We start from the raw sequence: 23673 nt of genomic DNA, 5'->3' as shown, positions 1-23673 counted from the left end.
AACATCGCTCGTGCGCGTATGGCACGGTGCTCGGTGTGACGGACATCGACGACTACCGCGAACTGAACCGAGCGAGCTGGGACGACCGGGCGGCGGCCCACGCGGCCTCCCAGGACTACGCGGTCGACCGCTTCCGGGTCGACCCGACGTTCCTCAGCGACGTCGTGCAGTTCGACCTGCCACGCCTCGGCGACATCACCGGTCTGGACGGTTTGCACCTGCAGTGCCACATCGGCACCGACACGCTGTCGCTGTCCCGGCTGGGCGCCCGGATGACCGGCCTCGACTTCTCCGGGGAGTCGCTGGCGCAGGCCCGGGAACTCGCCGCGGCGACCGGCGCGCCGATCGAGTACGTGCAGTCGGACGTGTACGAGGCGGTGGAGGTGCTCGGCGCGGAGCGGTTCGACCTGGTGTTCACCGGGGTCGGCGCGCTCTGCTGGCTGCCGGACGTGCGGCGCTGGGCCGGGGTGGTCGCGCGGTTGCTCCGGCCGGGCGGTCGGCTGTTCATGCGGGAGGGGCATCCGGTGCTCTGGGCGCTGGACGACGCCCGCACCGACGAGCAGCTGGTGCTGGAGTACCCGTACTTCGAGCGGGACGAGCCGCTGGTCTGGCACGACGAGGGCTCCTACGTACAGACCGACGCCCACTTCACGAACAACAAGGTGCACAACTGGAACCACGGGCTCGGTCAGGTGGTCACCGCACTCCTGGACGAAGGGCTGACGCTGACCCAGCTGGTCGAGCACGACTCGGTTCCGTGGGAGCCGTTCCCCGGCCGGATGGAGAAGGTCGACGGCGAGTACCGGCTGACCGACCGGCGCTGGCGGGCGCCGCTGACCTACACGGTGCAGGCCACGAAGCCACGGTGAGCACGGCGTCGTCCGAGGACGCCTCGGCCGGGCGGGTCGTGCGGCTGGCGGCGTCCGCGTTCGTCGTGCTCGCGGCCGAGCCGCTGTTCCTGCTGGTCGACACCGCGGTCGTCGGTCACCTCGGCCGGGTCGCGCTGGCCGGTCTCGGCGCCGGCGGCACGCTGATGGGCCTGCTGGCGATCGTCGGCACGACGCTCGCCTACGGCACCACCGGCCGTGCAGCCCGGTGGTTCGGCGCCGGGCAGCGGGACGCCGCGGTCGGCGAGGGGGTCCAGGCCTCCTGGTTGGCGCTGCGGCTCGGCGGTCTCGGGGTGGTCGCCGGTCAGCTGTCGGCCGGGTGGGCGACGAGAGCGATCGCGGGGGAGGGGGAGGTCGCCGCGGCCGCCGAGTCGTGGCTGCGGATCGCGATCCTCGGCCTCCCCGGGATCCTGCTGGTGTTCGCCGGGAACGGCTGGCTGCGCGGCGTCCAGGACACCCGGACGCCGGTCGTCGTCGTGGTGGTCGCCAACATCGTGTCGGCGGTGGTCTCGCCGGTGCTCGTGTACCCGGTCGGGCTGGGGCTGGAGGGGTCGGCCTGGGCGAACGTCCTGGCGCAGTGGCTCGGCGGCGGCTTCTGCCTGTGGGCGCTGGCGCGGGAGCGGGTGCCGCTGCGACCCCAGTGGTCGGTGATGCGGCGGCAGCTGGCGGTCAGCCGCGACCTGGTGGTGCGGTCGGCGGCGTTCCAAATCGCGTTCCTCACCGCGGCCGCGGTCGCCGGGCGTGCGGGTGCGGCACAACTCGCCGCGCACCAGGTCGGCCTGCAGCTGTGGAACCTCGCCGCGCTGCTGCTGGACTCGTTCGCGATCGCCGCTCAGTCGCTGGTGGGAGCGGCGCTCGGCAGCGGGGACGTGCGGTCGGCGAAGAGCACGGCCTGGCGGGTGAGCCGCTTCGGTGTGGTGGCGGGGTTGGCCTTCGCGGTGGTGTTCGCGCTCGGATGGTTCGTGGTGCCCTACGTGTTCACCGACGATCCGGCGGTGCGGACGCAGCTCGGGGTGCTGTGGCCGTTCCTGGTCGCGATGGTGCCGGTCGGCGGCGTGGTGTTCGCGCTGGACGGCGTCCTGCTCGGGGCGGGGGACAACGCGTTCATCCGAAACGTGACCGTGGGCTCAGCCTTGCTCGGGTTCGTCCCGGTGACGCTGGCGACGGCCGCGCTCGGCTGGGGCCTGGCCGGGGTCTGGGCGGGGCTCGCCGTGTTCATCGTGGTGCGGTTCGTCGGCATGGTGTGGCGGATCCGCTCGGGTGCGTGGGCGCGGGTGGGCGCGTCGCTCTGATGCGGGGGCCGCGGGCGGGGCGGCCACATTTCTAGAGGGGCCAGACGCGGGCGGTGGTGTCGTGGCTGCCGGTGATCAGGTGGTGGGCGTCGGGGGTGAACGCCAGGGAGGTGAGTGCCGCCTCGTGGCCCTTGACCGGCGGTGCCAGGACGCGGCCGGTGCTCGTGCTCCACAGCCGCGCGGTGCTGTCGGCGCTCCCGGTCGCCAGCGCCCGCCCGTCCGGGCTGAACGCGACCGCGGTGACCGCACCGGCGTGCCCGGCCAGGCGCTCGGAGACCGGCCGGCCGGTGTCGGCGCCCCAGAGCCGGGCGGTGCCGTCGACGCCGCCCGTCGCCAGGAGCCGACCGTCCGGACTGAACGCGACCGCGTGCACCAGGCCGTGCCCGGTGAGCGACGCCAGCTGACGGCCGGTGGTGACGTCCCAGATCCGGACGGTCTCGTCGAAGCTGCCGGTGGCGATCCGGCGGCCGTCCGGGTGGAACGCGACGGCCCGGACGACGTCCGTGTGCCCCCGCAGCGTGCCGACGGTCTCGCCGGAGCGGACGTCCCAGATCCGGACGGTGGAGTCGAAACTGCCGGTGGCGAGACGGCGGCCGTCGGGGTGGAACGCGACGGCCCGCACCATGTCGGTGTGGCCGGTCAGGGTGGCCAGCTCGGTGCCGGCGGCCGGGTCCCAGATCCGGACCGTCCGGTCGTCGGCGACGCTGGCCAGCCGCGAGCCGTCCGAGCTGGCCGCGATGCCGTTGATCCGTCCGGAGTGGCCGGTCAGGTTGACGATCCGGCGTCCGGTGGGCAGCTCCCAGATCCGGACGGTGCTGTCCGCGCTGGCGGTGGCCAGGCGGGTGCCGTCCGGGCTGATCGCCAGCGCGGACACGGCCTCGTCGTGGCCGCGGAGCTCGATCGGGTCGCCGGGCTCGAACGTCGACCGGATCTGCGGTGGCGCGAACGCCGGAGGCTGCCCACTCACCGGCGCAGTGCCGCTCACGGGGGCGGCGCTGACGGGCGTGGCGCTCACCGGGACCGCACTGACGGGGGCCGCGCTGACCGGGGCCGCACTGACCGGGGCGGCACTGACCGGGGCGGCGCTGACCGGGATCGGCGCGGGTGGGGCGCCCGGTGCCGACGGCGCGGACGGGCTGGGCGCCGACGGCGCGGACGGGCTGGGCGCCGACGGCGCGACCGGGCCCGCCGGGCCGCTCGGCAGCGGAACGACGATCGGGGCGGGAGCGGTGAACGGGGCCGGCGCGGCCTCCGCGGCGCGGACGTCACGCTCGCCGCGCGCGATCCCGGGTGCCGCCTGCGGCTCCGGCGCACGGTGCTCCGGCGCACGGTGCTGTGGCGGTTGCCACGGCCCCGGGTGCTGGGGCGGGCGACCGTGCGCCGGCTGCGGCGGGAACGGCGGACCGGACCGCGGCACCGGCTGCGGGTACGCCGGGGGAGCGGCGTGCTGCCCCGGGTACGGCGGGGAAGGCGCGTGCCGCGCCGCGTGCGGTGGTGCGGAGTGGGGTGCCCCGTGCGGCGGTGCCCCGTGCGGCGGTGCCCCGTGCGGCGGTGCCCCGTGCGGCGGTGCCGACTGCGGCGGTGCCGAGTGCGGCGGTGCCGAGTGCGGGCCGGGGTACTGCGGTCCCGGGTAGGGCGGCGCGGACTGCGGCCCGGGGTACGGCGGCGCGGACTGCGGCCCGGGGTACGGCGGCGCGGACTGCGGCCCGGGGTACGGCGGCGCGGACTGCGGCCCGCGGTACGCCGGCGGGGCGGAGTGCGGCGGTGCGACCGAGGACGGTGGCGCGTCGAACGCCCGAACCCGCAGCGCCCCCTCGGCCACGATCAGCTCCGGCTGCTCCAGGACGGTCGCCGGCACCCCCAGCGTCCGGTGCAGCAACGTCGCCACCAGCGGAATACGGGTCGACCCACCGACCAGGAACACCGCCGAGAGGTCACCGGGCGTGATCCCGGCCTCCCGCAGCACACCCTGCACCGACACGAGGGTGCGCTCCAGCAACGGCCGCACCAACTGGTCCAGCTCCGCGCGGGTCAGCGGCACCTCGTCGTCGATCAGCGGCACCGGGATCAGCGTCGACGCCGCCGAGGAGAGCAGCTCCTTCGCGGCCCGCACGTCGTCCTGCAGCAGCCAGCGCGCCCGACGCTCGGCGGGGGTCTGCGGCGACGTCAGCGCCCGCCACGCGTCCGGGTTGCGCTTCTCGACCACCGACCCCAGGTACTCGAGGATCGTGTGGTCGATGTCGAGGCCGCCCGCGTCCACCAAACCGTCGGTCGCCCGGACGTCGTACCCGGTCGAGGTCCGGCGCAGCACCGTCGCGTCGAACGTGCCGCCGCCCAAGTCGTAGACGAGCGCGTTGCCGCCGACCGGTAACCGCGCGCCGTGGACCTCGGCGAACGCAGCCGCGGCCGCGACCGGTTCGGGCACCAGCCCGACCGCGTGCGCCGGCCAACCGGCACCGGCCGCGGACCGACGGAGCAGGTCGCGCCGTGCGCTGCCCCAGACCGCCGGGTGGGTGATGCGGATCTCGCCGGGTGCCGCCTCGCCGGTGACCCGCCGGGTCTCGTCCGCGACGCGGCGCAGCACGGCCGAGAAAAGGTCGGTGACGCCGAACTCGCCGGCGCCGAGCAGCACGACCCCGTCGTCGATCCGGCGCTTGGGGTTGGGCTCGAAGCCTTCGGGGTGCAGTCGTGCGGTGTGTAGTGCGGCCCGCCCGACCAGCAGCTCCTGGGCCGGCGTCGCGCACACCGCGGACGGCAGCTGCGGCTGACCGTCGACGAGCAGCGGGTTGACCCGGCCGTCCGCCCTGGCGAGCACCGCCACCGTGTTCGAAGTGCCGAAGTCGATCCCGAGCCGAGTCCCTGCTGCCGCCACGCCGACACCATAGGCCGCCGTTCCGGTGCCCGGAGCCCTACCCGGTGTCCGGTACTCGACTGTTCCACCGCGCGCGGAACCCGATTGGCCAACGCCGTTTCGTCACTTACCGTGGCGTCTTTCACGAGGGAGGTCGCTGTGTCCCGGCGAGGGTGGTTGCTGTTCGTCATCATGAGCGTCCTGTGGGGCGTCCCCTACCTGATGATCAAGGTTGCGGTAGAGGGCGTTTCGGTCCCGATGGTGGTGTTCGCGCGCACGGCGATCGGCGGCTTGCTGCTGCTGCCGCTCGCGTTGCGCGGCGGGGGGATCCGCCGGGTGCTCAAGCACTGGCGTCCAGTGGTCGCGTTCACCGCGCTGGAGATGATCGGTCCCTGGTTCTTCCTCACCGACGCCGAGCGGACGCTGCCCAGTTCGCTGTGCGGGCTGATCATCGCGACGGTTCCGGTCATCGGCGCGATCGCGGTTCGGGCGACCGGTGGCACCGAGCGGCTCGGACGGGCGCGGTGGATCGGCCTCGCGGTGGGCCTGGTCGGCGTCGCGATCCTGGTGGGTCCGAACCTCAGCGGCGGGGACGCCTGGCCGACCATCGAGGTGCTGTTCACCGCGCTGGGGTATGCGATCGCGCCGCTCATCGTGGCCCGCTACCTGAACGACGTCCCCGGGCTGCCGCTCACCGCGGTCTCGCTCAGTCTCGCGGCGATCGTCTATGCCCCGGCGGCGATCGTGACGTGGCCCGACGAGCGTCCGGAGCCGCAGGTTCTCTGGGCGCTGGCGGGTCTGGGGCTGCTCTGCACCGCGGTCGCGTTCGTGGTCTTCTTCGCGTTGATCCGGGAGGTCGGCCCGGCCAGGGCGACGGTCTTCACCTACGTCAATCCGGCGGTGGCGGTGCTGGTCGGCGTCCTGGTGCTGGACGAGCCGCTCACCGCGCTGATCGTGGTCGCGTTCGGTGCGATTCTGCTCGGCTCGGTGCTGGCGACGTCGCGCGACGCACCCGCTCCGGTGGCCCCCGTGGCGGAGCCGCTCGATGCACCCGAGCCGCACCGGGGCGAGAGCCAGGGCGAAACCCGGGTGGGGTAGTTTCACGAACGTGGCGAAGTTTGGGTGATGCAAGTAACTGGGCGGCACGGAATAGCCACCAAAAACTCGCGGTTGCTTCACTCCGGTATCGGTCGCCGGACGAGTTGTGCGGTTAATTCCATTTCTGTTCAGTGCATCGATGCAGTAGACACGGAAACAGGCTGTCCTGCGCCCACTGCGGATCAGCACGAGAGACCAGATTTTTGTGAGGGGTACGGGCTCATGGCAGACGTGACCGCGGCGGCCAACGACGACAAGATCACTCCGGACATACTCAAGGTCGCCGGGGTAGTCGTCCTCGGCGCCATCATGTCGATCCTCGACATCACGGTTGTCAACGTCGCGCTACCGACGTTCCAGGTCGAGTTCGGCGAGCCAGGCGCGCCGCTCGACTACGCCCAGGTGGCGTGGACGGTCACTGCCTACACCCTGGCGCTCGCCACGGTGATCCCGCTCACCGGGTGGGCGGCCGACCGGTTCGGAACCAAGCGGCTCTACATGGCCGCGGTCGCTTTGTTCACGCTCGGCTCCGCGCTCTGTGCCGCCGCATGGAGCATCGAAGCGCTGATCGGCTTCCGGGTGCTCCAGGGCCTCGGTGGCGGCATGCTCATGCCGCTCGGCATGACGATCATGACGAAGGCGGCCGGCCCGAAGCGCATGGGCCGTCTGATGGCGATCCTCGGCGTTCCCATGCTGCTCGGTCCGATCGGCGGCCCGATCCTCGGCGGCTGGCTGATCGACGCCGCGAGCTGGCACTGGATCTTCCTGATCAACCTGCCGATCGGTGTCGGTGCCCTGATCTACGCCTGGGTGGTGCTGCCGGCCGACACGGCGCAGCCGTCCGAGTCGTTCGACTTCGTCGGCATGCTGATGATGTCGCCGGGCCTCGCGCTGTTCCTCTACGGCGTCTCCTCGATCCCGGAGGCGGGCACGGTCACCGCGAACAAGGTCTGGATCCCGGCGCTGATCGGCATCCTGCTGGTCCTCGCGTTCGTCGTCTACTCGTTCAAGCCGAAGCACCCGCTGCTCGACCTGCGGCTGTTCCGCAACCGGAACCTGACGGTCAGCGTCATCACGATGTTCCTGTTCGCGGTGGCGTTCTTCGGTGGCCTGCTGCTGGTGCCGACGTACTTCCAGCAGATCCGCGGTGAGTCGGTGCTGTGGGCCGGTCTGCTGGTGGCTCCGCAGGGGCTCGGCGCGATGTGCACGATGCCGATCGCCGGTGCGCTGTCGGACAAGATGCCGGTCGGGCGCATCGTGCCGATCGGTCTGATCGCGATCATCATCGGTATGGCCGGCCTGACCCAGATCACCGCGACCACCTCGTACACCATCCTGATCGCGTGGCTGTTCGTTCTCGGTCTCGGTATGGGCCTGACGATGATGCCGATCATGACGACCGCCCTGCGGACGCTGACGAACCACGAAGTCGCGCGCGGCTCGACCCTGCTCAACATCACCCAGCAGATCGCCAGCTCGGTCGGTGTCGCGCTGATGTCGGTGCTGCTCACCAACGGGCTCAAGGACGCGGAGCTGGCGCTGCTGGCGATCGCCGCCCAGAAGGACCCGCAGCTCGAGCAGCAGCTCGGTGGGCCGGAGGTCGTCGCAACGGGTCTGGAGCAGGCCGCGGCCGCGTTCGCGGACACCTACTGGGTGGCGTTGGCGCTCTGCGTGGTCACGCTCGTGTCCTCCCTCTTCCTGCCGCGGAAGAAGGAGGAGACGCACCTCCTCGACGACGAGGCAGAGGGCGCCCCGCCCGTCATGATGCACTGAGTGGGCCGCCCGCCCAGAACGACGCTGACAGGCGAGCGCGAGACCTTGAGTATGAACCAATACGAGGCGGTCTCGCGCTCGACTGCCACCGTCGCCCTGGACGGGCTCCAGGTCCGGGCAACGACACGCGCCTGGCGGCGCTTGATGAGCAAGTACTGGTTGCGGACGTTGTGCGCGTGATCGCCCCTCCACGGGAACCGTGGAGGGGCGATTTGCGTCCGGGTGGGCGAGAAGGCGGTAGCTGCACGAGAAGCGTCTGTTAACTTCGGCGCACGGGTAGTGATCTGCCCGGCATCGGGAGAGGAGACGCTGATGTCCCCCGAGGAGCTCACCGCCGCGATCGACACGCTGATACGCGACCATCCCCCCACCACCACCGACCCGCACGACTTCCTCGGCGCCCGCTTCGACGCGGGCCTGGCATGGGTCTGGGTCGACCGGTCCGACGGTGGAAGCAAGGCCGCCCCCGCGTTACAGGCGCTGGTCGAGCAGCGGCTCACCGCGGCCGGCGCACCCCACCCCGGCGCTTACAACCCGATCGGCATCGGGATGTGCGGCCCGACCCTGCTCGCCCACGGAACCCCGGAGCAGCGCGCGAAATACCTGCGGCCGCTGTTCACCGGCGAGGAGGTCTGGAGCCAGCTGTTCAGCGAGCCCTCCGCCGGTTCGGACGTCGCCGGGCTCGCGACCCGCGCCCGGCGCGACGGCGACGAGTGGATCCTCGACGGCCAGAAGGTCTGGACGTCCTACGCACACCTGGCCCGCCGTGGTCTCATCCTCGCGCGCACCGATCCCGACCTGCCGAAACACCAGGGCATCACGGCGTTCGTCGTCGACCTGCACGCCCCCGGCGTCGAGGTCCGACCGCTGCGTCAGATGACCGGCGCGGCCGAGTTCAACGAGGTGTTCTTCGACGGCGTGCGCGTTCCCGACAGTGACCGGGTGGGCGACCCCGGCGCCGGCTGGCGGGTCGGCACGACGACGCTGATGAACGAGCGGGTCTCGCTCGGCGGCGCGCTGGCCGTACGCGCCGAACCCGGCAGCGACATCCTCGACGGCTACCGAGTCGCCGCGTCCAAGGGCGAGGGCAACCCGGTGCGCCGCGACGAGGCGGTGCGGCTCTGGATCGAGGCGAACGTCAACCACCTCACCGCGATCCGTGCCGCCGCCGGCGGCAACCGCGGCAAACCCGGGCCGGAGGGCTCGGTCCTGAAACTCACCACCGCCGAGTACAACCGGCGGGCGGCGGAGTTCCAGGTGGACCTGCTCGGCGCCGCCGGTGCGCTGGTGCCCGGCTACGAGGTGCGCCAGCCGACGCTGCCCTACGGCAGCAGCGGCATACCGGCCACCACGACCTGGTTCCTGCGGACCCGGGCCAACACGATCGAGGGCGGGACGTCCGAGATCCTCCGCAACATCCTCGGTGAACGAGTGCTCGGCCTGCCCGGCGACGTCCGGGTCGACAAGGGCGTCGCCTGGAAGGACGTACCGCGATGAGCGCTCGCGCGACGATCGGAAACTCGGCGAGCGCCGGGGTCTTCTCCGAAGAGCAGGAAGAGCTGCGCCGTACGGTCCGGACGTTCCTCGAGCGGACGTCGCCGGAGGCCGCGGTCCGCCGGCTGATGGAGACCGACGAGGGTTACGACCCGGCGGTGTGGAAGCAGATGGGGGAGCAGCTCGGTCTCCAGGGGATCCACGTCCCGGAGGAGTACGGCGGCGCCGGGTTCGGCTTCGTGGAGCTCTGTTTGGTGCTCGAAGAGATGGGCGCCACCCTGCTCCCGGCCCCGTTCTTCGCCTCCGCGGTGCTCGCGGCCGAGACGCTGCTGCTCTCCGACGACGAGGACGCGAAGAAGGAGCTGCTGCCCGGCATCGCGAGCGGCCAGACGATCGCGACGCTGGCGTACGCGAACGACACCGGGCGGCCGGACGGTGCGGTGGAGGCCACCAGCACCCCGTCCGGGTACACGCTGACCGGCACCCGCCACTTCGTGCTGGACGGTGCGCTGGCCGACCTGATCCTGGTCGTCGCGTGCGCCGACGCCGGTCCGTCGGTGTTCGCGGTCGAGAAGGGCGCGGCCGGGCTGTCGGCGGTTCCGCTGTCCACCATGGATCTCACCCGCAAGCAGGCCGACCTCTCGTTCGACGGCACCCCGGCTCGGCTGATCGGCGCGGAGGGCGCGGCGGACGGCGTCCTGGACCGGGTGCTGTGGATGGCCTGCGTCGCGCTGGTGAACGAGAGCGTCGGCGGCGCCAGGGCGGTGCTGGCACAGGCGACGCGGTACGCGACCGAGCGCCTGCAGTTCGGCCGCCCGATCGGGTCGTTCCAGGCGATCAAGCACCGGTGCGCGGACATGCTGGTCGCGGTCGAGGGCTCGCGTTCGGCCGCCTACCACGCCGCGGCGATGGCGCAGGCCGACGATCCGTCGCTGCCGGTCGTCGCGTCGATGGCGAAGTCGTACGTGGGTGAGGCGTACTTCTCGGTCGCGGCCGAGAACATCCAGGTGCACGGTGGGATCGGGTTCACCTGGGAGCACCCCGCTCACCTCTACTTCAAGCGCGCCAAGGCGTCCCAGCTCCTCTTCGGCGATCCCCTTCACCACCGTTCCGTGCTAGCCGAGAGGTTCGGCCTGTAGTGCACGGTCCGCTGAGAGCGACGGATGACAGGCGAGCGCGAGGCCTTGAGACCACAGCCGAGGTCGCGGCGGCCTCCCGCTCGACTGTCCCCGACGCTCTCAGCGGGCTCAAAGTTCAAGCAGTTGCACGCGCCCGAGGCGCGTCAGGGATAGATGTGCTCGAAGACGGTGGTGCCGTCGAATCCGAGTCGGACGCTCAACGAGCGGGCGATCTCGGGGAGGAGCGGGGCGTCGCGCTCCACCCCGCGGCGTAACAGCGCTCCCGCGGCGCGCAGCGCGGTCACCCGGCCCTCCACTTCGTCCAGCCGGCGTCCGTCCAGCCGGGCGTCGACCAGCGCGGCGAGCAGCGAGGTGCGTGACTCCCGGAACAGCCGGTCGGCGCGCCGCGGCCCGTGTCGAGCGACCAACGCGGCCGGGTCGGTACCCGGCGGCAGCACGACCGCGTCCACCGGCCCGTCCCAGTCCCGGAGCAGGTGGTAGCCGCGGTCGGCGGCGCGCCGCCCGGCGTCGTCCGGATCGAAGCAGAGCACCACCGGCGTGCCGGGAGCCACCGTGGCGGCGAGCAGCGCGACCTGGCCGGTGGCGAGGGCCGTCCCGCACGTGGACACCGCCGCCAGGCGTCGTCCGTCCGGGCCGGCCGGGAGCCGCGCCAGCGCGACCGCGTCGGCCGGCCCCTCGACGATCACCACCGCGCCCGGAGGCCGCCAGGCCGACGCGAGCACCTCGGCGAGGGCGTAGAGGTGGTTGCTCTTGGTGTAGATCGGGGTCGTGGCGCTGTTGCGGTAGCGCGGGACGCGGGGGTTACCCGACAGGTCGCGGCCGACGAACGCGCGGACCTGGCCGTTCCGGTCGCGGACCGGGAACATCACCCGGTCGCGGAACGCGTCGAGCAGGCGACCCCGGGGTGCGATCGCCAGCCCGGCGGTGACCAGCTCGTCGTCGGTGAAGCCGAGCCGGCGCAGGTGGTCGCGCAGCCCGGTGCGGGCCGGCGGCGCGTACCCCAGTCGCCACGGACGGGCACGCGCGAGTGCGCGCGGGATGCCCCGGCTGCACAGGTAGTCCACCGCCGGGCCGCCGGGCAGTCGGGCGAGCTGACCGGCGTAGTAGGCGGCCGCGCGCTGGTGCGCCTCGACCAGGCGGTTCATGCGCACATTGTCGCCGGACACACGTACCCGCTCGTAGCCATTCGGAGCGGGACACATAGGGTGGGGCGGGCGGAAGAGGAGATCAGTGGCGACCATCCATGAGGTCCTGGAGATCGAGCGGATCGAGGACGACATCTTCCGGGGAAGTACCCCGGACACGTTCCTCCAGCGGACGTTCGGTGGCCAGGTCGCGGCGCAGGCGCTGGTGGCGGCTGTGCGGACGGTTGCCGAGGGGTACACCGTGCATTCGCTGCACGGCTATTTCATCCGCCCCGGTAAGCCGGAGATCCCCACCGTCTACCTGGTCGACCGCATCCGCGACGGACGGTCGTTCGCCACCCGCCGGGTCACCGGGGTGCAGGGCGGCAAGGCCATCTTCTTCATGTCGGCGTCGTTCCACGTCCAGGACGAGGGGCCGGAGCATCAGGACACGATGCCGGACGTCCCGTTCCCGGAGGACCTGCCCGACCCGACCGGCCTGCAGGGTCAGATCGCGGCCTGGCATGCCCGGGAGTGGCCGGACTGGGATCTGCGGCAGGTGCCCGCCGACTCGGTGGAGCGGGTGCCCGGCGTGGCCGCGCAGCAGCAGGTGTGGATCCGCTACCGGCACAAGCTGCCCGCCGACCCGGTGTTCCACGTCTGCGTGCTCACGTACCTCAGCGACATGACGCTGCTCGGGTCGGCGCGGGTGCCCCATCCGGACGCGAACACCCAGGGGGCGTCGCTCGATCACGCGCTCTGGTTCCTGCAGCCGTTCCGCGCCGACGACTGGCTGCTCTACGACCAGACCTCGCCGGCCGCCGGCTTCGGCCGGGCCCTGACCCAGGGCCGGATCTTCGACCGGCAGGGTCGGCTGGTGGCGGCGGTGACGCAGGAGGGCCTGATGCGGTACGAGCGCGAATCGGACGCTCGCGGCGCGGTCGACGTCGGCCAAGCCTGACGCCGCCCACCTGATCGACCGCATGTGGACGCTACGACCGCGCGCGTAGCGTCCATATGGCGTTGTGGACGCCCGGCGAGAACAGGCCGATCTTTACGCGGCGCAGGGGCGGGTACTCCGTATCTCGACAGAGCAGATATCGAGACACACGGAGGCCGACAATGTCGACCGGGCTGATCATCACGCTCGTCGTGATCGTGCTCCTCGCGCTCATCGTGGCCGCGGTCGTCCTGCCGCGCCAGCGCCGTGCGAAGGCCAGGAAAGCAGAGCAGCGTCGTCTGAAGGCGCAGGAGCACCTCGAGGAGTCGAAGGCCAAGGCCGCCCGCGCCGAGGCCGAGCGGGCCGCCGCGCAGCAGCAGGCCGCGCAGGCGCAGGCTCGTCGCGCCGAGGTGGAGCAGGAGCTGGCCCGCGAGGAGCGGGAGGCCGCCGAGCGGCGCCGTCGCGCGGACCAGGAGCACGCCGAGGCCGAGCGCCTCGCCCAGGAAGCCCGGCGGCTGTCGCCCGACGTCGACGTCGTCGGCGCTCCCGGTGACCACCGCATCCAGGACCAGGACGCCGCCCTCGACGAGGCCCGCCGTGAGGACACCGTTCACGCCGACCGCGCTAGCCGCCGCGAGGACGTCCGTGACGACCACCGTGACGACCGCGTCGTGACCAACGACGCCGACGTCCGCCAGGACCCGGACCGCGAGGTCATCGTGGAGGACGCCGAGACCCGGGAGCCGATCGGCCGGAGCAAGCTCGGCAAGCTCGGACGGTTCCGCCGCGAGCACACCACGCACTGACGCCCCGTTTCATCCGGCCCGGGAGCCCTCGTGGCTCCCGGGCCGTTCGCTGTCCACTCGGAACACCGCGACCTGGTCCGCGGCCGCTGCGAACTCGTCCGGGTCGGCGCCGCGCACGAGCCCGATGCGGACGAAGAACGGCACACCGTGCGGTACCTCGGACGGGAACGCGTGCATCACCGCACGGCGGAGGTCGGGGTCGGTGACCTCGGTCAGCCGCACCGGCTCGGTGCGGCGTCCGTGGGCCAGCGTGCCGACGCCGGCCGCGCGGACGTTGCGTGCCCACTGGGCGTCGACGAGGCCGGCGATCACGTAGCGGTGACCGTTCACCCGCAGCGGGGAGATCGGGGTGGCGCGCGGCTTGCCGGAGACGCGGCCCGGAACCGTGAGCACGTGGATCGTGCCGAGCCGCAGGTTGGCCCGGTTGAGCGCGCGGACGACGCGGTTGGCCGTCGGGAGCCAGCGGGGGAGCGTGGTCATGAGATTCCTTCGGTTCTCGAAACGTTTTGCTCACGGTAGGCTCTTTCGAGTGTCGAAGCAATCGTCGGACGGGCGGCAAGACCTGATCGACCGGGCGGCGCGGGCCGCCGCGGAGTTCGGCGCCGCCGCGGGCGCGGTCGACGAGCAGGCGTGCGCCGTGCTCGGCATCAATCCGACCGACGCCTCGATCCTCGCCACGCTCGCCGTCCGGGAGCGGCTCACGGCGGGGGAGGCGGCGACCGCGGTCCGGCTGAGCCCCGCCGCGACCAGCACCGCGATCCAACGACTGGCCGCCGCCGGCTACCTCACCCGGACGCCCGACCCGGCCGACCGGCGCCGGGCGGTGCTCGTGCTCACCGAGACCGCCCGGGAACTCATCGCCGCGATCTACGAGCCGATCGGCACCGAGGGCACGGCGCTGCTCGCCGAGTACACCGACGAGGAGCTGCGGATCGTGACCCGGTTCCTGGAGCGCGGGCGCGCGCTCCAACTCGCCCACGCCGACCGCGTCCGCGCGATGCGCTAGGTACCCGCGGTCGCCGCGTCGGCGGGGCGGCTTACGTGAGGGCTCGCTCCAGCAGGGGGCGCATCCGGCGGGGGATCAGCTCGCGAGCGGCCAGGCTCGTGCTGGTACGCATCACGCCGTACGCCCCGACGATCTGCCGGGTCACCCGGTGCAGATCCTCGGGGTCGGTCGCCACGACCTGCGCGATCAGGTCGGCGTCGCCGGTCACCGCGTGGAGCTCCAGTACCTCGGGGATCGCCGACAGCGCCTCGACGGTCGGGTCGAGCTCGCCCTGGCTGATCTCGATCGAGACGAACGCGAGCAGCGAGTACCCCATCGCCGCACGGTTGAGCCGGCTGGACGGCGGTGCGAGCGACCCGTCGGCCTCCAGCCGTCGCTGCCGGCTCTGCACCGTGTTCCGGGCGAACCGCAGCTGCTCCGAGAGCGCGGTGGTGGTCGCCAGCGGGTCGGCGTCCAGGGCCAGCAGGATGGCGGCGTCGGTCCGGTCAACGATGCGCGTTTCGCTCAATCTTCGCTCGCCCCCGGCGTCAACATTAAGCATTTTGCTCAGTGAACCGCGTACATCTTGTCGTTCTGCATTCTGAACGGCAACTTGACGAGCATGGGCGTTACACGTGAGGTCACTGTCGCGACGTATCTGGCCGAGCGTTTACGGCAGCACGGGGTGGCGCACCTGTTCGGCGTCCCCGGTGACTTCAACCTGGGGCTGATCGACGGCCTGCTCGCGGGCGGTCAGCAGCGCTGGATCGGCTCCCCGAACGAGCTCAACGCCGGATACGCGGCGGACGCCTACGCCCGCCGCCGAGGACTCGCCGCGCTGGTGACGACGTACGGCGTCGGCGAGCTGAGCTGCCTCAACGCGATCGCCGGCAGCTACGCCGAGCAGGTGCCCGTCGTCCAGATCACCGGCGCTCCGGCCACCAACGCAGGCGGGGCGCTGCTCCACCACACGCTGGCCGACGGCGACCTGGGGCACTTCGCGCGGGCGTACCGCGAGGTCACCGCGGCGACCGAAGTCCTGACGCACGAGAACGCCGCGTCGCAGATCGACGACGTCCTGGCCACCGCCCTGGCGACGTCCCGGCCGGTCTACCTGAGCATCCCGGTCGACGTCGCGGACGCCCTGGTCGACGCGCAGCGGCTCGCGACTCCGGTCTGGTCCGCCCCGGTGGACGCACCGGCGCTCGCCGCGTTCGCCAACGCCGCGCGGGCGCTGCTGCGGGCCAAGGACGGTCAGGTGACGGTGGTCGCCGGCCACGAGGTCGAGCGCCGGGGCGCCGCCCGGGAGCTGCGGGCACTGGTCGAAGCCGGTCCGCTGCCGTTCGTCACGCTGGTGTCCAGCAAGGGATGCCTCGACGAGGACCACCCCTGCTTCGCCGGTGTCTACTGCGGCGACCTGGGCGTCAAATCCGCGCGGCGCGCCGTCGACCAGGCGGCCGTCCTGATCACGGTCGGCACGCTGATGACCGACGTGGTCGCCGGCATGTTCACGGCCCGCGAGGACGTCGCGCACACGATCGACCTCCGCGGAACCACCGCGTACGTCGCGGGGGAGCGGTTCGAAGGCGTGCCGATGCGCGCGGCTCTGGCGGCGCTCACCGGCCTGGCCGGGGAGTACGCGACGCTGCCTGCCGCCGGGCTGCCGGCCTCCGCCGTTCTCGGACGCCGCGCCGAGGACGAGCACGCGCCGGTCACCGATGCGCTGACCCAGATCTCGCTCTGGGAGAGCCTGGAGGAGTGGCTGCCGGCGGGGTCGACGCTGCTGGCCGAGATCGGAACGGCGTTCTGGGGTGCGGTCAGCGTGACGTTCCCGGCCGACACCGCGTTCGTCGCCCAGCCCGTCTGGAGCTCGATCGGTTACACCCTGCCCGCGACGCTCGGCGCCGGGCTGGCCGAGCCGCACCGTCGGCCAGTGCTGGTGATCGGCGACGGCGCGGCGCAGATGACGGTCCAGGAGCTGGGCACGATGGCGGCGAACGGCCTCGCGCCGGTCGTGATCGTCGTGAACAACGCCGGGTACACGATCGAGCGCGCGCTCCGGAACCCGGAGGCGTCCTATCACGACATCACGCCGTGGAACTGGAGTGGCGTGGTGCGCTCGTTCGCGCCGCAGGCCTACACCTACCGCGCGACCAGCAGGCGGGAGCTGCGGTCCGCACTCACGGCGGCGTCGGCGGCGCCGGACCGAATGGTGTTCATCGAGGCCGTGCTGCCCGCGCACGACACGCCGCCGATGCTGGCGCGCCTCGCCGCGGCCGCGCAGGGCTAGNAGCGTTGTGCGTTCCGGCAGGGCATAGGTCGCCGGAACGCACACCGCTCGGCGGAAAAGAGCTGGCGCCGCATGCGACGATCGCGGCATGCGACGACATTGATCCACTGACACGTTCGCGCGGCGCATCCAGGCGCTCGCGTTCCTCGACGAGCTGATCCCCCTCTACCCGGTCTACGCGCTGCTGTTCGCGGACGCCGGGATGACCGGCGGGCAGATCAGCGTGCTGTTCGGCCTCTGGTCGCTGACCGCGTTCGTGCTGGAGGTGCCCTCCGGTGCGCTCGCCGACCGCGTGCCCCGTCGGCACCTGCTGGTCGCCTCCCAGGTGCTGCGTGCCGTCGGGTTCGCGTCCTGGGTGGTGTGGCCGACGTTCGCCGGGTTCGCGCTCGGCTTCGTCCTCTGGGGCGCGGCGGGCGCGACGTGGTCCGGTACCTGGCAGGCGTTCGTCTACGACGAGCTCGCCGCCCACGGCGTCGCCGACCGGTACGTCCGGGTCGTCGGCCGCGCGGAGGCGCTCGCCGCGGGCGGCGCCCTCGTCGGCACCGTGCTCGCCGCACCGCTGATCGCCCTCGGCGGCTACGCGCTGACGGGGTGGGCCTCCGTCGCCGTCTGCCTGGTCGCTGCGGCGATCGCGTCCCGCCTGCCACTGCCACCTGCTTCGGACGCCGAGGACGCCGACGCCGAGGGCGAAGCCGACGAGGGTTACCTCGCGACGCTGCGGGCCGGCGTCCGGGAGGCGCTGCGGGACCGGGCCGTCGGGCGGATCGTGCTCGTGGTCGTCGTGCTCAGCGGCGTCACCGCGGTGGAGGAGTACTTCGGGCTGCTCGCGGTCGACTTCGCCGTACCGCCGGTCGTGCTGCCGTTGCTGCTGCTCGCCCCGGCCGTGGGGTACGCGGTCGGAGCCGAGGTGGGCGGCCGTCTCGGTGGTCTGTCGCCGCGGCGGCTCGCCGGAGTGGTGGCGCTGGGTGGCGTCGTGTTCGCGGCCGGCGCGCTCGTGCCGCACCCGGCCGGGTTCGTCGGGATCGCGGTCGGCTTCGCGCTGCTCGAGTGCGCGATCGTCGTCGCCGGGGCCCGGCTGCAGGAGACACTGACCGGGCCGCGCGCCACCGTGACCTCGGTGTCTTCGGTGGGGGAGGAGGTCGTCGCGATGCTCGTCTTCGGGGTCTTCGGGGTGGCGTCCGGGGTGGTGCCGCTGTCGGCGCTGGTCGCGCTCGCCGTCGTCCCCGTGCTCGCGGTAGCGCTCCGCGTCCCGCGCTGGATCCCGAGCGCGGCACAATAACAAGCCCAACAGAAATAGTCTGCAACAAAACCTTCCGCTTAGGATCTATCCAGGGATAGAGTTCCGGCCATGACAACGACGCTCAGCTCGGACGTCCGGGCACTTTTCGACGCGAAGAACTTCGCAACGCTGGCGACGGTCAACCCCGACGGGTCGCCCCAGACGAGCGTCGTGTGGGTACTCCGGGACGGCGACGCGCTGCTGATCTCGGTGATCAGCGACCGCAAGAAGGCGCGGAACGTCGCCCGCGACCCCCGGGTCAGCGTCGCGATCCACGACGCCGACAACCCGTACACCGCCGCCGAGGTGCGCGGCGTCGCCGAGCTGCTGCCGGATCCGGCGAAGGAGCTACCGGCGGCGCTCTCGCAGAAGTACCTGGGCATCGACCCGCCGAACGAGTCCGCCGACCAGATCCGCCTGACGATCCGGATCACGCCGACCGTCGTGCACTATGCCGCTTTGAGGGGCAGCGCCTAATCATGGGATAGCCGCCGTGCGGGCGTGCTGCTCGACGAACGCGCGCAGCACGGCCGGCGGGTACCGGACGTCGCTGCGGTAGGCCAGGGCCTTGATCTCGTCGGCCTCTTCCGGCTTGAAGTAGCCGGCGTACTTGTACACGTCGACGCGGGTGCAGAGGCCGTCGGCGTCCAGCTCGGGGTGGAACTGGGTGGCGTAGACGTGCCGTCCGATCCGGAACGCCTGCACCGGGCAGCTGGGGGAGCTGGCCAGCAGCACCGCGTGCGGAGGGAGCACGCTGATCGCCTCCTTGTGCCCGACGAACGCCTCGAACACCGGCGGGACGTCGCGGAACAGCGGGTCCGGCTCGACGACCGTGATCTCGACGGCCCCCACCGGCTCGCTGTACGTGCGGTCCACCACCGCGCCCTGCTGGCCGCCGAGCGTCCCGATGCCGTAGCACGCGCCGAGGAACGGGAAGTCGGCCTCGACGATGCGGGCGATCAGCGCGCCGAGTTCCGCCTCGACTCGCTGCTGCACCGGCGTCTTCGTGTCCTCCGGGTCGGAGACGTTGAACGGGCCACCGCCGAGCAGGATGCCCGACCAGTCGTCGAGGGCGACGTCGCCGAGCGGTGTCCGCTCGAGGCGGTGCCGGTGCAGGCTGCGCTCGTCCAGTCCGGAGAAGCGCAGGAACGCCGCGTACTCCTCGTCGGCAGCAGCGTCCTCGGCGCGGGTGGCCAGCAGCAGGAACGGTTTCACCGGCCCACCCTACGGGGCGCTGGCGTGTGCGCGTGGGACCGACGATCGGCGTGATCGGGCCTTGGCTGGGGCCTAGAGGAGGAACCGGAACAGCGGGCTGTCGCTCGCCACGCGCTCGATCCGGGGCGGTGCCTCGTCCATCCGCTTGAGCAGCGGCTCCAGGTCCTCCGGCCGGCCGAGCTCGATGCCGACCAACGCCGGCCCGGTCTCCCGGTTGTTGCGCTTGACGTACTCGAACAACGTGATGTCGTCGTCCGGGCCGAGCACCTCGTCGAGGAACCGCCGCAGGGCGCCCGGCTCCTGCGGGAACTCGACCAGGAAGTAGTGCTTGCGCCCTTCGTGCACCAGCGCCCGCTCGACGACTTCCGCGTACCGGCTCACGTCGTTGTTGCCACCGGAGAGAACGCAGAGCACGGTGGACTCCGGCTCGACGTCGAGCACGGTCCCCAGCACGCTCGGTGCCAGGGCACCGGCGGGCTCGGCGATGATCCCGTCGGACTGGTAGAGCGCCAGCATCTCGACGCACACCTGTCCCTCCGGCACCGTCATCAGCTCGGCTCCGAGCCCGGCGACCAGCGGGTACGTGACGTCGCCGACCCGCCGGACCGCCGCACCGTCGACGAACCCGTCCAGGTCGGTCAGCGGCACCGGCCCGCCCGCCGCCAGCGCCGCCGCCATTCCGGCCGCCCCGGCCGGCTCGACCCCGACCACCCGCACCGACGGGTAGCGCTCCCGGAGCCACGCCAGCGACCCGGCCAGCAGCCCGCCGCCGCCGACCGGGATCACCACCACGTCCGGAACGTCGTCGATCTGCTCGAACGCCTCCTTGAGTACGGTGCCCTGCCCGGCGATCGTCCGCGGGTCGTCGAACGCGGGCGCCAGCGTGGCGCCGGTGCGGGCGGCGTCCTGCGCGGCTGCCGCGGCCGCGTCGTCGTAACTGTCGCCGGCGATCACCAGCTCGATCGCGTCCCCGCCGAGGGCGGCGATCCGGTCCCGCTTCTGCCGCGGGGTCGGCCGGGGGACGAACACCTTTCCGCGGACGCCGAGCGCGGCGCAGGCGTACGCCAGGCCCTGTCCGTGGTTGCCGGCGCTGGCGCAGACCACGCCGCGCGCCCGGCTCTCCTCGTCGAGTTGCGCGATGAGGTTGTAGGCCCCGCGCACCTTGTAGGAGCGCACGACCTGGAGATCCTCGCGCTTGAGCCAGACCGAAGCGCCGACCCGCGCGGAGAGCCGGGCATTGCGCTCCAGCGGCGTCCGCGACACGACCGAGCCCAACCGGACCGAAGCGGCCTCGACGGCCTCCGCGTCAACTGTCGTCACACGTCGATTCTTCCCGTCCGGCGCGCGTCGCGCCGACCCGGGTCAGCCGACGGCCTCCGCGGCGGCGCGCCCGGCGGTCCGGCCGGAGAAGAGGCAGCCGCCGAGGAACGTGCCCTCCAGCGAGCGGTACCCGTGCATGCCGCCACCGCCGAAGCCGGCGATCTCGCCCGCCGCGTACAGCCCGGGCACCGGAGCGCCGTCCGCGCCCAGCACCCGCGAGGACAGGTCGGTCTGCAGGCCACCGAGCGTCTTCCTGGTGAGGACGTGCAGCTTGACGGCGATCAGCGGGCCTGCGCCCGGGTCGAGCATGCGGTGCGGTGACGCGACCCGGATCAGCCGGTCGCCGCGGTAGGCGCGGGCGCCCCGCAACGCGGTGATCTGCAGATCCTTGGTGTACGGGTTGGCCATCTCACGGTCGCGGGCCATCACGATCCGCTCGACGTCGGTCGCGTCCAGCAGCGGGGTGTCGGTCAGCTTGTTCATGCCGGCCACCAGCTCCGGGAGCCGGTCAGCGACCACGAAGTCCACGCCGTGCCGCTTGAACGCCTCCACCGGGCCGGGCGCCCCCGGCCGGACCCGCTGCAGCAGGAGGCGGATGTCCTTGCCGGTGAGGTCCGGGTTCTGCTCGGAGCCCGAGAGTGCGAACTCCTTCTCGATGATCTTCTGGGTGAGCACGAACCAGGAGTGGTCGTACCCGGTCTGGGCGATGTGCGTGAGGGTGCCGAGCGTGTCGAAGCCGGGGAAGAGCGGCACCGGCAGCCGCTTGCCGGTGGCGTCCAGCCACAGCGACGACGGGCCGGGCAGGATCCGGATGCCGTGCCCCGGCCAGATCGGGTCCCAGTTCGTGATGCCCTCGGTGTAGTGCCACATCCGGTCGCGGTTGACGACGCGCCCGCCCGCATCCTCGGTGATCCCGATCATCCGGCCGTCCACGTGCGCGGGGACGCCGGTCAGCATGCTTTTCGGCGGCGTGCCGAGCCGCTCCGGCCAGTTCTGCCGGACCAGGTCGTGGTTGCCGCCGATGCCGCCGGCGGTGACGATCACGATCGGGGCGCGGAGCGCGAAGTCGCCGACGACGTCCCGGCTGCTGGGTTGGCCACGGCGCACGTCGCTCGGGGCGAGGATGCTGCCGGCGACCCCGGTGACCGCCCCGTCGTCGGTGAGCAGCAGGTCGACCCGGTGGCGGAACTTCACGGCGACTCGGCCGGCGGCGCGGACCCGCCGGGCGAACGGCGCGACGATGCCCGGCCCGGTGCCCCAGGTCAGGTGGAAGCGCGGCACCGAGTTGCCGTGGCCGGTCGCGTCGTAACCGCCCCGCTCGGCCCAGTTCACCAGCGGGAAGAGACCGACGCCCTGCTGCCGCAGCCAGGCCCGCTTCTCAGCGGCGGCGAAGTCGACATAGGCCTCGGCCCAGCGGCGGGCCCACAGGTCCTCGTCGTCGTCCCGGTCGAATCCCGCGGTGCCGAGCCAGTCCTGCCACGCCAGCTCGTGCGAGTCGCGGATGCCCATCCGGCGCTGCTCGGGCGAGTTGACGAGGAACAAGCCGCCGAACGACCAGAAGGCCTGGCCGCCGAGCGACGCCTCCGCCTCCTGGTCCACGAGGATGACCTTTCGGCCGGCGTCGGCCAGCTCCGCGGTGGCGACCAGCCCGGCCAGTCCGCCGCCGACCACGATGACGTCCGCGTCCATGTCCCTGCTCCCTCTCGCCTGGTGGACCTACCCTGCGTGGGGCGCGGCCGTAGGTCAACGACCTTGCGCGCGGTCAGCGCAGCACGTTTGTGAGTGGGTGATGAAACGCCGCCCGGTCAGCGCGTCGTGTGTTGTCATCAGCTGCCAATCGGCCGGTTGTCGAGGTGGATATTTACCGGTTCGGGATCCGAGACGGGCCCCGATGCGCACAATCAGGCACAGGGTCGGACCAGGGTGGAGGCAGCGGGTGGTGCGGGATCGGATCGCGGTGCTGGGCGCGGGCCTCGTCGGTCTCTACGTCGGCGGTGCGCTGCACGCCGCCGGTGCCGAGGTGAGCCTGATCGGGCGCGCCCGGATGCGCTCGTACGCCGAGGGCCCGTTGGCCCTCACCGACCTCGACGGCGGCCGCGTCGAGATCCCGGCCGGCGCGCTCGACTACGCGCTGGACGCGACCGCGCTGGCCGACGCCGGGCTGGTGCTGGTCACCGTGAAGAGCGCGGATACCGCGGCGGCCGCCGACGTCATCGCGGCGAATGCTCCGCAGCGGCCGGTCGTGCTGAGCCTCCAGAACGGCGTCGGCAACGTGGACGTGCTCCAGACCCGCCTCCCCGGGTACGAGGTGGTGCCCGGCATGGTGCCGTTCAACGTCGCGAGCCCGGAGCCGGGCCGGCTGCACCGCGCCACCGAGGGCGGGCTGATGGCGGCGCGGACCTCGGCGCTCGATCCGTGGCTGCCCGCGTTCGCGGCGGCGGGACTCCCGGTCACGCTGCAGGCCGACTTCGTACCGGTGCAGTGGGGAAAGCTGCTGCTCAACCTCAACAACGCGGTGAACGCGCTGGCCGGGGTGCCGCTGCGCGCGGAGCTGTCCCGGCGCCCCTACCGGCGGGCTCTCGCGTTGCTGATCGCCGAGGCGCTGCGGGTGCTGCGCGCGGCCGGGATCCAGCCGGCGCGGGTCACGAAGGTGCCGCCGCACGCGCTACCGACGCTGCTCCGGGTGCCGGACGCGGTGTTCGCCCGGCTCGCCGGTGCGATGCTGCGGATCGACCCGGAAGCGCGGTCGTCGATGTGGGAGGACCTGGCGGCGGGCCGTCGCACCGAGGTCGACCACCTCAACGGGGCGGTGGTGCGGCTGGCGCATCAGGCGGGCGTGCCCGCGCCGATCAACCAAGCCGTCGTCGACCTGGTCCACGCCGCGGAGGGTGGCCCGCTCCCGTCGTTCACCGGTGAGGAGCTCTACGCCCGCCTCGCGCGCGCCGACGGCTGACCCCACGCCGCGGCCTGAGCGTGCCCCGCGCGCTGGGCTAGCGCTCGTGCGCCGCCCACCCGCCCGCGCCGTGCGCTGGGCCCGCGCCCGGTGCTTTCCCGAATCTCGCCGCTCCGCGCCGCCTCACGGGCGGTTTCCCGAAAACCGTGCTGCCCACCCCCGGGAGAGGTGGCTTTCCCGAACATCCGCCCACGCGGCGCGGGCGGGTGGGCGCGTGGCGCGGCGGG

At 72.5% G+C, this 23673-nt stretch carries 21 protein-coding genes and 1 pseudogene; 14 read left to right on the top strand and 8 right to left on the bottom strand.

The window, feature by feature from the left end; genetic code table 11:
- Positions 1-44 precede the first annotated feature (44 nt).
- Entirely contained in the window at positions 45-869 is an 825-nt protein-coding gene (locus tag ABEB28_RS09160) for a class I SAM-dependent methyltransferase (protein ID WP_345727658.1), read from the top strand.
- Positions 866-2179, top strand: a complete 1314-nt coding sequence (locus ABEB28_RS09155; protein WP_345727551.1) for an MATE family efflux transporter — start codon at positions 866-868, stop codon at positions 2177-2179. Before ABEB28_RS09160 ends, ABEB28_RS09155 begins: the two co-directional genes overlap by 4 nt.
- A 31-nt stretch (positions 2180-2210) precedes the next feature.
- On the opposite strand, the gene ABEB28_RS43080 is transcribed toward ABEB28_RS09155, so the two are convergent.
- Positions 2211-3146 carry a WD40 repeat domain-containing protein gene (locus tag ABEB28_RS43080; protein WP_425558927.1) on the bottom strand — a complete coding sequence of 312 codons (936 nt, stop codon included), beginning with the start codon at positions 3144-3146 and terminating at the stop codon, positions 2211-2213.
- A gap of 7 nt (positions 3147-3153) precedes the next feature.
- Here ABEB28_RS43080 and ABEB28_RS43075 point away from each other — a divergent pair, with 7 nt between their 5' ends.
- Positions 3154-3813, top strand: coding sequence for a pentapeptide repeat-containing protein (locus ABEB28_RS43075; RefSeq protein WP_425558926.1), 660 nt, complete (start codon positions 3154-3156; stop codon positions 3811-3813).
- A gap of 185 nt (positions 3814-3998) precedes the next feature.
- Here the strand turns inward: ABEB28_RS43075 and ABEB28_RS43070 are convergent.
- Positions 3999-4811, bottom strand: a pseudogene (locus tag ABEB28_RS43070) (Hsp70 family protein); the annotation flags it as partial.
- Positions 4812-5189: 378 nt separating this feature from the next.
- Here ABEB28_RS43070 and ABEB28_RS09145 point away from each other — a divergent pair.
- The 4 genes from ABEB28_RS09145 to ABEB28_RS09130 all read left to right on the top strand — a co-directional run bounded on the left by ABEB28_RS09145 (position 5190) and on the right by ABEB28_RS09130 (position 10534).
- Complete coding sequence (locus ABEB28_RS09145) at positions 5190-6128, top strand: DMT family transporter (RefSeq protein ID WP_345727549.1); 939 nt, start codon at positions 5190-5192, stop codon at positions 6126-6128.
- Between the two features lie 222 nt (positions 6129-6350).
- Positions 6351-7901, top strand: a complete 1551-nt coding sequence (locus tag ABEB28_RS09140) for a DHA2 family efflux MFS transporter permease subunit (protein ID WP_345727548.1) — start codon at positions 6351-6353, stop codon at positions 7899-7901.
- 312 nt (positions 7902-8213) lie between these two features.
- A complete protein-coding gene (locus ABEB28_RS09135) occupies positions 8214-9398 on the top strand; it encodes an acyl-CoA dehydrogenase family protein (RefSeq protein WP_345727547.1) in 1185 nt (394 codons plus the stop codon).
- Positions 9395-10534 (top strand): acyl-CoA dehydrogenase family protein, encoded by a 1140-nt coding sequence (locus tag ABEB28_RS09130; protein ID WP_345727546.1) that lies wholly within the window; start codon positions 9395-9397, stop codon positions 10532-10534. Before ABEB28_RS09135 ends, ABEB28_RS09130 begins: the two co-directional genes overlap by 4 nt.
- Positions 10535-10677: 143 nt before the next feature.
- On the opposite strand, the gene ABEB28_RS09125 is transcribed toward ABEB28_RS09130, so the two are convergent.
- A complete protein-coding gene (locus tag ABEB28_RS09125; RefSeq protein ID WP_345727545.1) occupies positions 10678-11679 on the bottom strand; it encodes a toprim domain-containing protein in 1002 nt (333 codons plus the stop codon).
- A gap of 85 nt (positions 11680-11764) precedes the next feature.
- On the opposite strand from ABEB28_RS09125, the gene ABEB28_RS09120 reads away from it, so the two are divergent.
- Complete coding sequence (locus tag ABEB28_RS09120) at positions 11765-12619, top strand: acyl-CoA thioesterase (protein ID WP_345727544.1); 855 nt, start codon at positions 11765-11767, stop codon at positions 12617-12619.
- 161 nt (positions 12620-12780) lie between these two features.
- Positions 12781-13404 (top strand): hypothetical protein, encoded by a 624-nt coding sequence (locus ABEB28_RS09115; protein ID WP_345727543.1) that lies wholly within the window; start codon positions 12781-12783, stop codon positions 13402-13404.
- Positions 13405-13413: 9 nt separating this feature from the next.
- Here the strand turns inward: ABEB28_RS09115 and ABEB28_RS09110 are convergent, their stop codons facing one another.
- Positions 13414-13884 (bottom strand): nitroreductase/quinone reductase family protein, encoded by a 471-nt coding sequence (locus ABEB28_RS09110; protein ID WP_345727542.1) that lies wholly within the window; start codon positions 13882-13884, stop codon positions 13414-13416.
- Between the two features lie 49 nt (positions 13885-13933).
- Here ABEB28_RS09110 and ABEB28_RS09105 point away from each other — a divergent pair, with 49 nt between their 5' ends.
- Positions 13934-14410, top strand: a complete 477-nt coding sequence (locus ABEB28_RS09105; RefSeq protein WP_345727541.1) for a MarR family transcriptional regulator — start codon at positions 13934-13936, stop codon at positions 14408-14410.
- Between the two features lie 31 nt (positions 14411-14441).
- On the opposite strand, the gene ABEB28_RS09100 is transcribed toward ABEB28_RS09105, so the two are convergent.
- Complete coding sequence (locus ABEB28_RS09100; RefSeq protein WP_345727540.1) at positions 14442-14918, bottom strand: Lrp/AsnC family transcriptional regulator; 477 nt, start codon at positions 14916-14918, stop codon at positions 14442-14444.
- A gap of 93 nt (positions 14919-15011) precedes the next feature.
- Here ABEB28_RS09100 and ABEB28_RS09095 point away from each other — a divergent pair, with 93 nt between their 5' ends.
- From ABEB28_RS09095 to ABEB28_RS09085, 3 genes are all read left to right on the top strand, one after another.
- Positions 15012-16679 (top strand): alpha-keto acid decarboxylase family protein, encoded by a 1668-nt coding sequence (locus ABEB28_RS09095; protein ID WP_345727539.1) that lies wholly within the window; start codon positions 15012-15014, stop codon positions 16677-16679.
- A gap of 127 nt (positions 16680-16806) precedes the next feature.
- Entirely contained in the window at positions 16807-17958 is a 1152-nt protein-coding gene (locus ABEB28_RS09090; protein WP_345727657.1) for an MFS transporter, read from the top strand.
- A 69-nt stretch (positions 17959-18027) separates the two neighbouring features.
- Positions 18028-18435, top strand: coding sequence for a PPOX class F420-dependent oxidoreductase (locus ABEB28_RS09085; RefSeq protein ID WP_345727538.1), 408 nt, complete (start codon positions 18028-18030; stop codon positions 18433-18435).
- Here the strand turns inward: ABEB28_RS09085 and ABEB28_RS09080 are convergent, their stop codons facing one another.
- The 3 genes from ABEB28_RS09080 to ABEB28_RS09070 all read right to left on the bottom strand — a co-directional run bounded on the left by ABEB28_RS09080 (position 18436) and on the right by ABEB28_RS09070 (position 22182).
- Complete coding sequence (locus ABEB28_RS09080; RefSeq protein WP_345727537.1) at positions 18436-19173, bottom strand: glutamine amidotransferase; 738 nt, start codon at positions 19171-19173, stop codon at positions 18436-18438. It lies immediately after the preceding gene.
- A gap of 72 nt (positions 19174-19245) precedes the next feature.
- A complete protein-coding gene (gene ilvA, locus ABEB28_RS09075; protein WP_345727536.1) occupies positions 19246-20493 on the bottom strand; it encodes a threonine ammonia-lyase IlvA in 1248 nt (415 codons plus the stop codon).
- Between the two features lie 42 nt (positions 20494-20535).
- Positions 20536-22182, bottom strand: coding sequence for an FAD-binding dehydrogenase (locus tag ABEB28_RS09070; protein WP_345727535.1), 1647 nt, complete (start codon positions 22180-22182; stop codon positions 20536-20538).
- A 247-nt stretch (positions 22183-22429) separates the two neighbouring features.
- On the opposite strand from ABEB28_RS09070, the gene ABEB28_RS09065 reads away from it, so the two are divergent.
- Positions 22430-23446 carry a 2-dehydropantoate 2-reductase gene (locus ABEB28_RS09065; RefSeq protein ID WP_345727534.1) on the top strand — a complete coding sequence of 339 codons (1017 nt, stop codon included), beginning with the start codon at positions 22430-22432 and terminating at the stop codon, positions 23444-23446.
- Positions 23447-23673: the final 227 nt, after the last annotated feature.

It is taken from the genome of Cryptosporangium minutisporangium, assembly GCF_039536245.1.
Classification (GTDB): Bacteria; Actinomycetota; Actinomycetes; order Mycobacteriales; family Cryptosporangiaceae; genus Cryptosporangium; species Cryptosporangium minutisporangium.
The sequence above is the reverse complement of the archived record's forward strand: the minus strand, read 5'-3'. Positions and strand labels throughout refer to the sequence as shown.